Annotated in this window: 15 protein-coding genes; 5 read left to right on the plus strand and 10 right to left on the minus strand. The window is 48.5% G+C overall.

All coding sequences use genetic code 11. The features are described from left to right. Positions 1 to 134: 134 nt before the first annotated feature. The 5 genes from ycdR to SBG_RS21090 form a co-directional block, all read right to left on the minus strand. Positions 135 to 1544: a GntR family transcriptional regulator YdcR gene (gene ycdR / locus SBG_RS07370; protein WP_000760702.1), complete on the minus strand. Its 1410-nt coding sequence runs from the start codon at positions 1542 to 1544 to the stop codon at positions 135 to 137. Between the two features lie 144 nt (positions 1545 to 1688). Beyond that, positions 1689 to 2450, minus strand: a complete 762-nt coding sequence (locus SBG_RS07375; protein WP_000240869.1) for a M15 family metallopeptidase — start codon at positions 2448 to 2450, stop codon at positions 1689 to 1691. A 251-nt stretch (positions 2451 to 2701) separates the two neighbouring features. Continuing rightward, a complete protein-coding gene (gene ugtL / locus SBG_RS07380; protein ID WP_001231955.1) occupies positions 2702 to 3079 on the minus strand; it encodes a regulatory protein UgtL in 378 nt (125 codons plus the stop codon). Between the two features lie 719 nt (positions 3080 to 3798). After that, entirely contained in the window at positions 3799 to 4809 is a 1011-nt protein-coding gene (locus tag SBG_RS21085) for a hypothetical protein (RefSeq protein ID WP_000350751.1), read from the minus strand. Positions 4810 to 4820: 11 nt separating this feature from the next. Next, positions 4821 to 5813, minus strand: coding sequence for a hypothetical protein (locus SBG_RS21090; RefSeq protein WP_001123165.1), 993 nt, complete (start codon positions 5811 to 5813; stop codon positions 4821 to 4823). Positions 5814 to 6202: 389 nt separating this feature from the next. On the opposite strand from SBG_RS21090, the gene SBG_RS07395 reads away from it, so the two are divergent. From SBG_RS07395 to SBG_RS07405, 4 genes are all read left to right on the plus strand, one after another. Beyond that, a complete protein-coding gene (locus SBG_RS07395) occupies positions 6203 to 7606 on the plus strand; it encodes a cytochrome ubiquinol oxidase subunit I (RefSeq protein WP_000467294.1) in 1404 nt (467 codons plus the stop codon). Continuing rightward, complete coding sequence (gene cydB / locus SBG_RS07400; protein ID WP_000525093.1) at positions 7606 to 8616, plus strand: cytochrome d ubiquinol oxidase subunit II; 1011 nt, start codon at positions 7606 to 7608, stop codon at positions 8614 to 8616. Before SBG_RS07395 ends, cydB begins: the two co-directional genes overlap by 1 nt. After that, positions 8616 to 8741, plus strand: coding sequence for a DUF2474 domain-containing protein (locus tag SBG_RS21595; RefSeq protein ID WP_001215519.1), 126 nt, complete (start codon positions 8616 to 8618; stop codon positions 8739 to 8741). Before cydB ends, SBG_RS21595 begins: the two co-directional genes overlap by 1 nt. A gap of 158 nt (positions 8742 to 8899) precedes the next feature. Further along, entirely contained in the window at positions 8900 to 9130 is a 231-nt protein-coding gene (locus tag SBG_RS07405) for a DUF2554 family protein (protein ID WP_015702880.1), read from the plus strand. On the opposite strand, the gene SBG_RS07410 is transcribed toward SBG_RS07405, so the two are convergent. Then, a complete protein-coding gene (locus SBG_RS07410) occupies positions 9131 to 11095 on the minus strand; it encodes a peptidase U32 family protein (RefSeq protein ID WP_001249737.1) in 1965 nt (654 codons plus the stop codon). A 78-nt stretch (positions 11096 to 11173) separates the two neighbouring features. Then, a complete protein-coding gene (locus SBG_RS07415) occupies positions 11174 to 11710 on the minus strand; it encodes a helix-turn-helix domain-containing protein (RefSeq protein WP_000369535.1) in 537 nt (178 codons plus the stop codon). A gap of 92 nt (positions 11711 to 11802) precedes the next feature. On the opposite strand from SBG_RS07415, the gene SBG_RS07420 reads away from it, so the two are divergent. Further along, positions 11803 to 12981 carry a benzoate/H(+) symporter BenE family transporter gene (locus SBG_RS07420; RefSeq protein WP_001241699.1) on the plus strand — a complete coding sequence of 393 codons (1179 nt, stop codon included), beginning with the start codon at positions 11803 to 11805 and terminating at the stop codon, positions 12979 to 12981. Between the two features lie 36 nt (positions 12982 to 13017). Here SBG_RS07420 and SBG_RS07425 read toward each other — a convergent pair whose 3' ends face one another. The 3 genes from SBG_RS07425 to tehA form a co-directional block, all read right to left on the minus strand. Further along, positions 13018 to 13686 (minus strand): DUF3313 domain-containing protein, encoded by a 669-nt coding sequence (locus SBG_RS07425; RefSeq protein ID WP_001259014.1) that lies wholly within the window; start codon positions 13684 to 13686, stop codon positions 13018 to 13020. A 157-nt stretch (positions 13687 to 13843) separates the two neighbouring features. Then, positions 13844 to 14440 carry a tellurite resistance methyltransferase TehB gene (tehB, locus tag SBG_RS07430; RefSeq protein ID WP_000218286.1) on the minus strand — a complete coding sequence of 199 codons (597 nt, stop codon included), beginning with the start codon at positions 14438 to 14440 and terminating at the stop codon, positions 13844 to 13846. Then, positions 14427 to 15440 (minus strand): dicarboxylate transporter/tellurite-resistance protein TehA, encoded by a 1014-nt coding sequence (gene tehA, locus SBG_RS07435; protein WP_001244005.1) that lies wholly within the window; start codon positions 15438 to 15440, stop codon positions 14427 to 14429. Before tehA ends, tehB begins: the two co-directional genes overlap by 14 nt. Positions 15441 to 15491: the final 51 nt, after the last annotated feature.

Raw genomic sequence — 15491 nt, forward strand, 5'->3', positions numbered from 1 at the left:
CGTTAATCATTTTTCCGGCGAAAAGGCCGCCGCTTTCCTAAAAATAGACGGCACACCAACGGCGCACCCGGTGCGGTGGGGAAATTTAGTCAGGTTGTGAGCTAACCCGCATTACACCTGCTACGGTAAGATTTTTATTGCAACATCTCGCGAATCAGGCGACCAAGCTGTTTTACGGCCTGCTCTTCCCGCTCTCCCCAGTGCCACGCGGTGTTAAAGCGAAAGAAACGCGTCCAGGTGCCAGACGTTGAAAACATTTTCCCCGGCGCGATACTGATATGGTGTTCAAGCGCTTTGGCGCTAAGTTCGCCGGCATCCAGCGGATCAGGTAACTCCAGCCAAAGAAAATAACCGCTATCGTTATGATGAATTTTTACTTCCGCCGGGAGATAGCGCAGAAGGGTTTGCCAGGCCTGCTGTTTGCGCTCAGCAAGCTGTCTTCTCAACCGACGCAGATGCGCGTCATAGCGGCGCGTCGAGAGATAATCTACTAACGCCAGTTGCATAGGGGAACTGGTGGATAATGTGCTCATCAGTTGTAAACGCTGAATTTGTCTGGCATGTTTGCCTGCCGCAACCCAGCCAATTCGAAAACCAGGCACCAGACATTTTGAAAAAGATGAACAGTGCAGCACCCTGTCGTCACGATCCCATGCTTTGGCGGGGAGTGGTTTTTCACGGCCAAAGTAAAGTTCGCTATAGACATCATCTTCAATTAGCGTCACGTTATAATGCGTAAGTAACGCAACCAGCCGCGCTTTTTTCTCCGGACTCAGCGTAAAGCCTAACGGGTTCTGGCTGTTGGTCATTACCCAACATGCCTTCACCGGATATTCTTGTAATGCCTGTTCCAGCGCGATGAGATCGATGCCCTCTTTGACATCTGTAGGTATCGACAGCGCTTTCAGGCGTAGCCGCTCCAGGGCCTGTAGCGCACCATAAAAACAGGGATTCTCCACCACGACCCAGTCTCCTGGCTCCGTCACCGCCTGTAGGCTGAGATTCAATGCCTCCAGCGCGCCAGCGGTAATTACGATCTCATCAGGAGAAACTGTAATTCCCTGCTGTGCATAACGGCGCGCTATCGCGTAGCGCAACTCTGCATTACCCGGCGGTAAATTTTCAATCACGCTCATTGCCGTAGCGGTTTTACTGACCTGCGCCAGAGAACGGTTCAATTGCGGCAAGGGAAACAGACGCGGATCGGGAAAAGCGGAAGCAAAGGGGACGACTGACGGGTCGCGGCTGGCCTGGAGCATCTCAAAAATATAGGTATTGATGTCGACGGCTTCATCCCGGACTACTTGTGCTGTGGTTGCTGTTGACCGACGAACAGGATGCGGCGCAACGTAATAGCCAGATTGTGGACGGGCAATGATCCGCCCCTGACTTTCCAGCAACTGATACGCATGGCCAACAGTCATAAAACTCATACCGCTACTGGCAACTTGTTCTCTCAGGGAGGGTAACCGATCGCCGGGTTGCCAAACGCCAGAGGCGATTTGTTCACGTATTTGCTCCGCCAGACGTTGATATTTTTTCATTACGCATTCTCATCGATCGCTGCTTGCAGGTGGCAACCGCAGTGTATATCAGTTAACAAAATTAACAACATTTTGCTAACTGTTATAGTATTTTTTAATCGACATCATGAGCCGATATCACAACATGACGTCGTTTCAGAGACGTTATTCCACGGGAAAGTCAAACCAGGTCTCCGGGTATGGTTCATTAGCAAGGGTGAAATGCCACCATTCGGTGTCCAGTGGCATAAAGCCTGCCTCACGCATCAAAGTTTGTAATAACAACCGATTCGCGCGTTGCTGAGGGGTGATCATAGTATTATCGGGATGGGATAATGGGCTAAAACAGTCAAAACCGGTACCAAAATCCAGGCTATTATCTGGTGAACGTTGTTCCGCTGGCGCAGCACAATCCATCAGTGGTTGCCCTGGTTCGTAAGTTGGTATCTCACTGCCGAGCGGAACGATGGTAAGGTCAAGCGTACTTCCCCGGCTGTGGCTGGAGTGGGCGGCAAGATAGCCCTCTTCAAACAGGCGGCTTTTCTCTACCTGCGGGTAAAATTCGTTTTTCATTTGCTCTTGAGAGGGATCTTTGGCCCAGGCGAGAAAATCGTTCACTGCCGTTTGCGGACGGTAACAGTCATATATTTTTAAGGTAAGGCCGAAGGGATGCAAACGATCGGCGACCTGTTTCACCGCGTTTGCGGCTGAGCGTGTTAACAGGCAAACAGGGGCGTTATAACCTTTAATCGGGCGACCAATAAAATTATGGGAAGTAAAGTATCGAATATCTACCTGTACATCGGGAGCAACGGTGGTTATATCAACAAAATCTTTTGGCCGACGGGAATCAATATGAACTTCAGTTGCCATCGTCTGACGTGACAACAGACTGAACAGGAAAAAGGGAAGTACGCGTTTTACCATATATTCACCTCGTAGTTATCATAGCGGTGGCTATGTATTGCTTTATAGCATTTTGATGAGAGTAATGGATTGTGTTTAAACAGATGGTTAAAATAACTATTTTTCTATTATGCAATAACGAAAAATCGTGTCAGCGTTCATGGGATGAAACATCGATGCTTTTCTTGCATAATATTAACAGACCAGTGAAAACGTCACTACTCCCCACTTACCCTATGGACAATGTACCTGTATGTCGATACGTCAGACCATTATGACCCATATCTTCTGGTCAACTGGTAGGCCTGTTTTAAGCCTTTATTTAGCGTACATCCCAGCATAAAAACAAAACCAGCGATGACACCATAATGCCATGTACATAATTTAAGCGTATGCCATAACTCAATCGAGACATGGTTTAACTTCTCGGTAGTTGCAATAGCTTGTACGACAGCAGCAGGATAGAAGAGCAAAATACCTAATAATAATGTTCCTAATACGATAATTGAAACCAGCTGGAATAACAACCATCCGATCACAAAGCGCCATACTAACAACAATAAAAATCGCAACGGGTTGTTTAGCAAATCCGATTCCAGCACATACCAAAGTGGCCTTTTCCCATGCGTATAGCGATCTGATTTCCTCATAATTAGATACCTCACAGGTTTTAATATTATTATCAACTAACTGATTAATGCAGTCAGCAATAATTACCATCAGAAGCATTGTAGTTTTTTATAGCGAAAAAATATTTTTCATACCCCTGCCGGAGTTGGTACCATGCCTGCACAGCTTAAGACATCACATCCTTGTTAATCTAATAATACATTCAGCATGATTTTTTGTAGCACAATATTTATATTGGTTGAGTAAAAGTTTACTTTTTTAAAAAATAATGCTGACGAGAATTAATGCATATAGTAATTATAAGAAAAGGTTCGAATGTGAGCGTACTAAGCAGTGAGTTGTTACTTATAATCAGGAAATATAATATAAACCAAAGTGTTAAATGAGATTTAACTAATAGCGAAACGTTTCGCCACGTCTGAGAATTTTACTATTAATCCCTTAATTTTGCTAAAATAAGCATTCTGCTGTGAGTTAGATTCCTGATCAATACCAGATATGTTCTTAAGTGGTATCATGACACTATTCATAATAGACTCAGCCACTCTATCGCTTTACTCATCTGTATATACTGATGGTGATTTCTCAACATGAGATTCCGCAACTGTTATTATCTCTAAACCACACTGAAACCACCAGGTCAGTTTTTAGGGACAAAATCAACTTTGACAAGTATACTTGTTTACGTTTCATGGCGCACTGTGAGTTACTTTCAGACCATAATCCTTCTCTACCACGATCAGCGTTCGGAATCACGAGTACGCAGTAGAGGAGACTCTTCAATTTTAAAATGGTCCTCTACTATTTCATCCGGAGCGATAGCGCCGGCTAAAAATATCTCATCGGCTATTTCGCTGGGGTCAGTTAACTGCATAATCCACTCATCAAGGGATTTAAAACGATCGTTTGGATCAAGTGCGTAAAATATCGTTTCAAACTCCTCACAAAGATTGCGCAATCCTCCTTCAACAATGAGGGTAGTTTCGCTTTTTTTAATCAGTACATTATTCTGTCTTAGTCCCTCTATAAACTCGACCTCCCCCACTTTGTCCAGCCCGTCATGTAACGGAACACTTACACTTGTATTCCCTTCGGCAACGGTCTGGCAAAGAAATTGATGAATAGTTCTCATATTACTGACATAAATACTTCTCGGCCGAACGTGAGATTCTGAATGGTTAATAACAGGCGCCATTTTGCAAATACTCATCTCGGAAAATGAGTCCAGCGTTCTATAACGTCCGCTAAGGTCGTAAAGCGCTGGCACCATGTCAAACTCTTTTTCCAGTTTTGCACAGATATCCTGAAAGGTACCGACAATTTCTTCAGTGTATGTGCCGTCAGATATTTGTACATATTTCTCCCCACTCGGCCAGGAGGTAAGCTCCTGTAACGTCAGAAGCCGGCCATCGCTAAGATAGACCCCTACCGCATCATCTAAACTTTGTAAGGCGACATGTACGGCAAGCGCAGCATGAATTTTTTCTGCATTAGCGCAAAATTCAGCCACTTTAGGCCGCACATTACGACATTCCTCAATTAACCGAAAAATACCGTAACCTATTCCCAGGGTCAGTACGCCCACAATACCTTTCGCAAACTTTGTTGCTAATGTATTCTTATAATTTCCTGCAGCGTAATGAAGTTTGTCCTCTGCTTTAAATGCTCTGGCATACGTTCCGGCTGATGTGACTGGCATACCCATTCCCCCCTTATTGATGAAATTGATTTTTACATCAAAAATATCCATGCATTAGCAAATCACTCCTTAAAAATAAGCGGCGTTTTTCCAGGAGGATTATTTACCCCATAGGTTGCGTTGAACCGCTGAGTGGCATCTGCGAGGCGTTTTGCGACCGCATCAGCCATACAATCTGCATCACGATCATAGACACTTTGTGGTGGAATCGCTCCTGCCGAGTTTTTATTTTTATTTACCCAAGCTTCAAATGTTTCAGCTTCTTTATCAGCATCTCTTAGATAAATTAAGAAATCCATGTCCTGACAGAGAGAGACAAAAGTGCTTTCCAGTTCAATTACCTGCTCTCCATTAATAACCCTTACCATACTCTGCCCGGAGTCAGGATTTAAAAAAGTTAAAAACTCAACCTCCTCTCCTCCGCATAATGCTACTTTCGCGCTGGATTCCCCACTATTGGAAGCCTGTAACAGGGCTGTATATATATTGTCAAGATTATATCCATATAAGTTCTTATATTGCTGCTTTGAAGGTATATAGTTGATAACTTCAGCTATTTTACAGGCGCACATCTCCATGAAAAATTCTGGAGGCTTATAATTATTACTGACATCATATATCCCGGGTGCGCTCTCAAATTCCCTGCTTAACCTTATCAGAATATCTTTAAAATTCCCTTTAATCACCTCTACATGCTTACCCTCTGATATCCGGACGTATGACTCGTTGTCATCTTTATTGACAACCTGTTCTAATTTTAAAACTCGTTTATCCGCAAGCGTCACCCTGACAACCTGCTCTTCTGTCACAAGCGTTCTTGCGAGACTATGATAGATATTCTCTGCATTAGCACGATATTCTTCCATTTTAGGAAGGACGTTGTGATAATGTTCAATTAATCGAATAATCCCGTATCCAATTCCTAGCGTCAGCGCCCCCACAATACCTTTCGCAAGTTTAGTTCCCAGCTTGTTTTCATAATTACCTGCTGCATGGTAAAGCTTTGACTCGGCGGCAAAAACTCTGGCGTAGGTGCTTGCTGACGTAATTGGCATCGCTTTTCTCCAGTTCTAATTATCTCCCGGTATTACAAGTTATGGCTGATGATCAAGATAAACATTCAAATAATGTCCACATCCTGAACGCTGTATGTTGACAGGGTATCCGCAAGGAAGAGACAGAGATGAACTCACCCATTAACAGGTGACTACCACCGCCTGCTATTATGCCAGTCAGGCTGAAAGGTTATGCTTACCCTTCACTGACATCATCTTATCGTTACCCGGTTCAGTATTACCTGTCACCATGGCTGAAGCATTGTGATTAGGGAGAAGACCATAACAGTAGAAAAACTGTTATGGGAAAATAGAACGGTTCTGTTTCTGCAACCCGGTCGTGCCGCGGCCTAGAATGCGCTGGATCAATTTTTTATGCGGAGTCAGACATGTTTGGTCTTGATGCATTTCATCTGGCGAGGATCCAGTTTGCGTTTACGGTTTCCTTCCACATTATTTTTCCTGCCATTACCATCGGCCTCGCCAGCTATCTGGCGGTCCTTGAGGGGCTTTGGTTAAAAACAAAGAATCCGGTCTGGCGCTCGTTGTACCATTTCTGGTCAAAAATTTTCGCCGTTAACTTTGGCATGGGTGTTGTTTCCGGACTGGTCATGGCCTATCAGTTCGGTACTAACTGGAGCGGTTTCTCTGAATTTGCCGGCAGTATCACGGGTCCCCTGCTTACCTATGAAGTGTTGACCGCCTTTTTCCTTGAAGCAGGCTTCCTCGGCGTGATGTTATTTGGCTGGAACCGCGTCGGTCCCGGACTGCACTTTTTCTCTACCTGTATGGTTGCGCTCGGCACGCTCATGTCTACCTTCTGGATACTGGCGTCAAATAGCTGGATGCAGACACCACAAGGCTATGAAATCGTCAACGGCCAGGTCGTACCGGTAGATTGGTTTGCCGTTATTTTCAACCCATCATTCCCTTATCGCCTGCTACATATGACGGTGGCAGCCTTTCTCAGTAGCGCCCTGTTTGTCGGCGCTTCCGCGGCCTGGCACCTTTTACGCGGCGCTCATACTCCCGCCATCCGCGCGATGTTTTCAATGGCGCTGTGGATGACATTGCTGGTCGCCCCCCTGCAGGCTGTGATCGGCGATATGCATGGTTTAAATACACTCAAGCATCAACCGGCAAAAATCGCCGCCATTGAAGGTCATTGGGAAAATTTCCCCGGTGAGCCAACGCCACTTTTTCTTTTTGGCTGGCCAGATATGGAACAGGAACGAACCCGGTATGGGCTGGCGATCCCCGCGCTGGGTAGCCTTATTCTGACGCATAGTCTGGATAAACAGGTGCCTGCGCTAAAAGAATTCCCGAAAGAAGATCGCCCTAATTCCGCAATGGTGTTCTGGTCGTTTCGCATTATGGCGGGGCTGGGAATGTTAATGATACTTCTTGGCGTTTGTGCCCTGTGGCTGCGTCACAAACAGCGACTTTATACTTCACGTCCGTTTCTGCGCTTTGCGTTATGGATGGGGCCCTCCGGATTAATCGCTATTCTCGCGGGCTGGGTCACGACTGAGGTGGGACGTCAACCGTGGGTGGTTTATGGCCTGCAGCGCACGCAGGATGCCGTATCCGCACATGGCGATCTGCATATGAGCATCAGCTTATTGACCTTTTTTGTGGTTTACAGCGCCGTCTTTGGCGTCGGATACAGTTACATGATCCGTCTGATCCGAAAAGGCCCGCAAGAAAATGACGATGCTATTCCGGCGACGGGTACACCAGCACGACCACTTTCGGCTGCGGTTCTTGATGCGCCACATGAGGGAGAACGCTAATGGGTATGGATTTATCAGTTATCTGGTTTGTTATCATTGTTTTCGCAACGCTTATGTACATCGTGATGGATGGTTTTGACCTGGGAATCGGTATTTTGTTTCCAGCCGTTCAAAACGCTGACGATCGCGATGTGATGGTGAATAGCGTAGCGCCAGTCTGGGACGGGAATGAAACCTGGCTGGTGTTAGGCGGCGCAGGATTGTTTGGCGCTTTTCCGCTGGCTTACGCGGTGATTATCGATGCGCTGACAATTCCGCTAACACTGATGCTTATCGGACTTATTTTCCGCGGCGTGGCGTTTGAATTCCGTTTTAAGGCCACGCCAGCACACCGCCCATTCTGGGACAAAGCCTTTTCAGGTGGTTCATTTCTCGCGACGTTTACTCAGGGAATCGTCGTGGGTGCGGTGATTAATGGTTTTACCGTGACCGGGCGAGCCTATAGCGGCGGACCGTTCGACTGGCTCACGCCTTTCACCCTGTTTTGCGGCCTGGGTTTGGTCGTGGCTTATGCGTTGCTGGGCGCGACATGGCTGGTGATGAAAAGTGAAAATCCGTTACAGGACGAAATGCGCAGTATTGCGAAAAAGTTACTGATCGCTCTGCTGTTGACTATCGTAATCATCAGCCTGTGGACGCCGATTGCACACCACGCCATCGCTGAGCGTTGGTTTACCCTGCCGAATCTGTGGTTTTTGATGCCGGTTCCACTGTTCGTCGCTCTGTTCAGTTCAGGGTTGTGGCGTTCCCTTAACCAACAGCACCACCATGCGCTGCCATTTATATTGACCTTAGGCCTGACTTTTTTAGGCTTTAGTGGATTGGGTATCAGTATCTGGCCGCATATTATTCCGCCGTCTATTACCCTGTGGCAGGCCGCAGCACCTGCGCAAAGCCAGGGATTCATGCTGGTGGGCGCCTTGCTGATAATCCCCATCATTTTGGTTTACACCTTCTGGAGCTATTACGTTTTCCGTGGAAAAGTGCAACACGGCGAGGGCTATCACTGATGCGCCACGAAATCTGGAAACGTTTACTGTGGATGGTTATCCTGTGGGGAGGCAGCGTTCTGGCGCTAACGGTGGTAGGAATGTTTTTCCGCCTGCTAATGACGGCCGCCGGTTTTAAATCTTGATCTTATCGCCGGGTAGCATAATCGTTTACCCGGCTACGCTTTCCCACACAACTCACCGCACTTATTGACAATCTATTTTCGCTAATTTGAAGTGTTAAATAATAACTCAAAAAAATGATTGGCATCATAACCTTACTACGTAACTGGAAGGTGGCATGATGTTTACAAAAGCGTTATCAGTAGTCTTACTTACCTGCGCGTTGTTCTCAGGTCAGTTACTGGCGAAACAGCAAGGCCATGAGTGTGTATGGTTTGCAACGGGAGGGCATCAGCTCAGACATGAAGCCGACAGCGACGAGCTACGGGCGGCGGCGGAAGAATCAGCGGAAGGCTTGCGCGAGCACCATAACTGGCAGAAATCGCGCAAACCAGATAGCCATTTCCGTTAACTAAACCTCTCTGCGCTTCGGCAGCGTTTTCATCAGCGCTTCAGGGCTGACTGAAGCGACAATGCTGCCGGGCTGCGGCATTTTCAAGATATGGTTTTTAATTTTGCCAATCACATGCATTTCACAAGGCCGGCAGTCAAATTTTAGCGTCAGCACCTCATCACCATGCACCAACTGCATCGGCGTTGCTTTCCAGCTCTTAATATTTCCTTTCGCCTGTTTTGGACAGAGATTGAACGCAAAACGCAGACAATGTTTGGTGATCATAACCGGGACATCGCCCTTTTCCTGATGAGCCTCATAAGCCGCATCAATAAGTTGTACACCATAACGGTGATAAAATTCCCGCGCTTTGTGGTTGTACACATTAGCAAGAAAGCTGAGATGCGTTTGTGGATAGACGGGCGCAGGCTGCGCTACGGGTTTCCGGCGGCCTCGTTGATAATGGGCCAGACGCGCTGTATCCAGCATGTCTGTCGCCTCCCGGCGAAACTGATTGAGCAGGCTGTTCGGCACGAATAATGCCATTGGCAATGCCACCTGTACATCGCGAGCGTAGTAGAGCGTTTGCCCCAGCTTCGCCAGACTATCTTTGAGGTTATCTGACGCTTTTTCAGGGTTATTGGCCTTTGCAAACGGCCCATCAAGCGTGTGCGTGACGGACACGCCGTCTTCACTGGTTAACGTCAGAATAAGCTGTTCCTGCCAGCCGCCCAACGTGATATCTACCGCCACACGACGCTCACTGGAGGGTTTTGTCAGCGCTTGCTGCCAGTGATGGTCCAGGTTGCGATTCAGCGGATGATGCGGCCGGACTTTATGCAGGTCGGCGGGCATTTCATTTGGCCAAACGCGGTAACGGTGATGGCCCATTTTTTCGACCGTATTGGCGCGGAACCCTACCACTTCACGCTTAATCAACACATTCAGGCCATCGCCATTGGCTAACGGCTCCGTGGCTGCCACATCAAGATAGTCCTTCGCGACATTAAGGACCTCGCCTACCGGCAACCCGATAAATTTCGGCGAGTCGAATGCGCCAATATCGCCTTTACGCGCGTTAACAAAATAGTCAGTGCTGCCGCGATGGAAGGTTTTCTCCGTGGAGGGGATAAAAAAGTGTTCGGTCCGGCCAGCCGACGCACGCGCCAGATCGTCGCGCTGCTCAATAATCGCGTCCAGCATCTGGCGATAATGCGCGGTGATATTTTTGACATAGCTCATGTCTTTATAACGACCTTCAATCTTGAAGGAACGTACACCAGCGTCGATCAGCGCGCTGAGGTTTGCGGTCTGATCATTATCTTTCATCGACAGCAGATGTTTTTCGTAAGACACCACCCGCCCCTGATCGTCTTTCAACGTATACGGTAAGCGGCAGGCTTGTGAACAGTCGCCCCGATTAGCACTGCGCCCGGTTTGTGCATGAGAAATATAACACTGTCCGGAATAAGCGACACACAGAGCGCCATGAATAAAGAACTCAATCGTGGCGTCGGTAGCCTGATGAATAGCCGCTATCTGGCTTAAGTTAAGTTCGCGCGCCAGTACGATCTGTGAAAAGCCGACATCAGCAAGGAACTTCGCTTTTTCCACGCTGCGAATATCGCACTGGGTGCTGGCGTGCAGCTCAATCGGTGGGATATCCAGTTCCAGAATCCCCATATCCTGTACAATCAGCGCATCCACGCCAGTTTCGTATAAATCCGTAATTAACCGTTGCGCGGGCTCCAGTTCATCATCATGCAAAATCGTATTGAGCGTGACAAAAATCTTAGCGCCGTAACGATGGGCAAACGGCACCAGGTCGGCGATATCGCGCAGACTGTTACTGGCATTATGACGTGCGCCAAAACCCGGCCCGCCAATGTAGACGGCATCCGCGCCATGCAAAATCGCTTCGCGGGCGATCGCCGCGTCACGGGCCGGACTTAATAGTTCGAGATGATGAGGTTGCTGGCGCATACAGTCTTTCTTATCCAATAGCAGCAAAATAGCGGCTATTGTAGTCAGAAGCGCAAACTAACGAAATAGTTTTCCCGCCTAATCGCGTGGGTAATGGATTAGCGAGTGAAAATGAACCGTCTGATCACTGCTGTTACGGTAAGTATGCGCCTCATCGCCGGCAAAACGCAGACCTTTACCTGTGTCTATTGTTTGCCATGCCCCCCCAGTACACATGTCCAGCCGCCCCTGAATCACGACCACATGTTCGATAACGCCGGATTTATGTGGCGTCGATTCGCTGACTGCGCCTGGCGCCAGCAATATAGAAAAATGGTCGAAACAGAGTTCAGGGTCCCAGGGAAATAGCGGCGTTATCACCATCGCTTGTTGTTGAGGATCGAATGCCGGTGGAAACTCAGCCTGCGGAGGCGAGATAAATATTGAAAATGGAACATTCATGCCAGTCGCGATTTTCCACAGCGTAGCGACCGTCGGGCTGGATTCATTACGTTCGATCTGGCCCAACATGGCTTTTGATACGCCGCAGACATCTGCCAGACGCGATAAACTCCAGCCTCGCTGTTGGCGTAACGCTCTTAACGTGGTTGCCAGATAGTGTGTCAGGTTATCCATTTTTCTCCTCCTGTAAAACACGAGCGTATCACTTGTGCGCTATAACGCACAATGCTACATTGATTGACCGTTATAACGCACAAGAGGCAATTATGCGTCTGGTCTCACTGCCATTACCTACTTTACTATCGGGTCTGGTCGCCGTTCTGGTCGGCTATGCAAGCTCTGCTGCCCTTATCTGGCAGGCGGCGCTTGCCACTGGCGCAACTGCCGAAGAGATCGCAGGCTGGATGACTGCCCTTGGTATAGCGATGGGAATAAGCACACTGGTATTAACTTTATGGTATCGTGCACCGGTTTTAACCGCCTGGTCGACACCTGGCGCCGCTTTGTTGGTGACCGGACTTCAGGGAGTATCGTTGCCAGACGCCGTGGGTATATTCATTGTCGCTAATGCGCTTATTGTACTGTGCGGCGTCACCGGCCTGTTTGCGCGTCTGATGCGCATAATCCCCCACTCTCTCGCCGCCGCGATGCTGGCTGGCATACTGCTACGTTTCGGGCTGCAGGCCTTCGGGACACTTAACGAAGAGTTTTTGATAAGCGGCAGTATGTTATTGGCATGGCTACTCTTTAAAGTATCTGCTCCCCGATATGCCGTGATTGCCGCCATGCTGGCAGGAATACTGACGGCGTTTATTCAGGGAAAATTAACTGTGAGCGGCGTTCATTTCGCCCCTGCGCTGCCTGTCTTTGTGGCTCCCCATTTTTCACTTGCTCACAGTCTGAGTGTCGCAGTACCGCTCTTCCTGGTCACGATGGCGTCACAAAATGCCCCTGGCGTCGCTACCATGAAAGCGTCAGGCTATCAGCTTCCTGTTTCCCCGTTAATCGTTTTTACCGGCGTGATGGCGTTGCTGCTTTCACCATTTGGTGTCTATTCCATCTGCATTGCCGCCATTACCGCTGCCATTTGCCAGAGTCCGGACGCGCATCCTGATCCAAAGTGTCGCTGGTTAGCCGCTGCCGCAGCAGGTGTATTTTATTTACTCGCCGGATGGCTTGGCGGTTCGATAACCAGTCTGATGGCTGCCCTGCCGGTTAGCTGGGTACAAATGCTTGCGGGCCTGGCTTTATTAAATACCATTAGCGGTAGTTTGTATCAGGCGCTGACCAACGAAAAAGAGCGCGACGCGGCAATTATCGCGTTTCTCGTCACCGCAAGCGGGCTAACGTTGACAGGTATCGGATCGGCATTCTGGGGGGTGATCGCCGGTGGGATCGGCTACGTAATATTAACGAGATGTCGTCGCCTGTTATTGCCTGGTTAAAAGGAGTGTGCGCCATCTTTTGATGGCGCAACAATATTATTTTTTGTTAACGTCAAACATTGAAGTATCTGTTGCCATGTCATCCACAACCTGTTTCAACGTGTCAAATGCCATCGGCGTGTTCGCGTTGCTCAGGTCCTGTCCTTCGCCCTGGCGCACCACTTTGACGACCGGCTTGTTGGTAGCGGCATCAATCAACTCACCCTCAAAATAGAGGTGGGTATCCATTGTCCGGTGACCCGTCGCCATTTGCGTGCCCGCCACAATCAGCGCCACAGGAATCACTTCATAGAACTGCAATCCCTCTTTGCTGGTATCAACGCCTGTAATTGCGCCACGGAAAATTAAACTGCGCGGCCCAGGTTTCGTCACCAATGGTTTGCGCTGTTCAATCGCCGATTTCACTTTGGTATTAGTATAAGCCAGCAGTTTATCAAGCACCTGCTGCCCTACCTGGGTCGTTGGTTTAGGCACCGGATAATACGTTATCGGATTATAAACAATGCTGTCATAGTGAGAATCATTGAAATTTGGATCAACCCAACGCAATACAGGTTTCCCCGTGGCGGAGGTGGTTTCCTTCAGATCCGAGTAGTTTTTTAAAAATCCAGAATATTTATCCGGCTGTGTGATTTTGGATGCACACCCGGATAACGCCAGCAAGCCAGTAAGCACTGCAACTTTAAATAAAGTATGAGTACGCATGAAACGATCCCTTTAGTCTTCGCAATGATGCAAAAAAAAATCATAGCAAAACGAAATCATTTTGGATGCACTAAAAATGGTAGCGACAGCACAATTTGCGTGCGGCGTTCGCCAGAAAAAATGCCGAACGCCGAAAGACTTACCTCGATTATCCTGGTCAGACAGGTTTCCGCGCCAGCATGGTGGCAAAACGCAGTTTGATACGGTTGCCGTTTTCATCTGTGCGGTGAAGTTCGCCGACATCTTCGTTATATTTCAGCATGTCCCACCCCTCGTAATAGCGGCGTAATTCGCCTTCTTTAAAGGCAAACGGGAATCCCACTGTACAGGGAAAATCTTCGGTATCCATAGCCGCGACGATTAAATTGTAACCGCCGGGTTTTGTACAGCGTTGCATATTGGCGAGTAAACCGGGGATGGTCTGCGCCTCAAGAAACATCATGACCACTGTCGAGAGAATAAAATCGTATTCGCCATCAAACGACAGAGTATTCAGATCGACGATGCTGGTTTGCAGATTATCCAGCCCCTCTGTCGCTTTAATACGCTCAAGATTAGCCATACTGACAGGATTTTTATCCCACGCGGTAACGTCATAACCGTTCGCGGCCAGATACAGACTATTGCGACCATTGCCACACCCTAAATCCAGCGTCCGGCCCGGCGCGACGACCTTCGCTGCAGCCAGTACCTCGGAATGCGTGCGGGTTAAACCGTATTTTTCAGTAAAATAATTTTCGTCACGAACGGTCATTTTTTTCCTCCGTTTTCAAGAGTGCAGCGCGCTCAGAGCGAATGAGCAGCTTCCCCTGCACCAGCAATAGAAATGTACGCACCAGTAGTAAGGCGATAATGGCGTTAGTGAAAATAAACAGGGGAAGCGCCAGCACATGGAAAAGCCCCGATTCACTGCTGTGACCAAGGTGTAATCCCGTGGTCGCCAGCGCAGAAACGCCGAAAGAAAAGCTCCAGAAGGAGGCATTAAACGGTTGTGATAAATACCAGGGCATTAATCGCAGCATAAATAAAAGCTGCAGCAGACCATAGCCGAATAACATTTTCGCTACTGTGTCGCCCTCCCCGCCATTCACACTTAGCCAGGCGCTACAGGCAACCAGCGCAGGCGCCAGTTGGATCCCCAGTGAAGTACGTAATACCGCCGGCAATTCGCCGCAGCTACGTAATCGCTGTAAAATAACCGGCTCCAGACTTAACCACGAAAAGACGCCCGCACCTAAAAATACCAGCCCGGCATCATTGTAGCCGAGCGCCCCACAGGCCATAGCGCTGATAAAATTGTTCGCCACCGTCGGCAGATAAAGCCCTGGCGTCGTCGCCTCTTCCGGATGCGCGCCGCGCCAAAGCCCGGCTGTCTGCCAGGCTGCGTATGCCAGTTGTATCACGACGCCAATGCTGAACAATGCCACCGCCAGCGGTCGAGACCAGGGAATAAACCCCATCGCGACCAACATCGTGGTGGCGGGAAACAGGCTGACAAAACTGCTCATTACCGGATGTCGTACTTCAGCCAGCACACTATGAGGAAAGCGCACCAGCCGACTCAGAAACGCCAGGGTCAACAGTCCCCAGACAATCATTGCCAGGATCACCATAATGTCGCCGGGCCAGTGGCTTACTGGCCATATCTGGCTGGCGTAACGCCAGGCGAATCCCATTCCGATAGTGCCAAGAACGATGCCAAAATAGCCGGCAGGCAGATTGAGAACACGATTGCTCTGCTTGTGATTACGCATTTTGTTTAATTTATAAAGTATATTTGAAATGCATTTTATGGAATTTCTGGT

Origin of the sequence: Salmonella bongori NCTC 12419 (assembly GCF_000252995.1) — a bacterium.
GTDB classification, from domain to species: domain Bacteria; phylum Pseudomonadota; class Gammaproteobacteria; order Enterobacterales; family Enterobacteriaceae; genus Salmonella; species Salmonella bongori.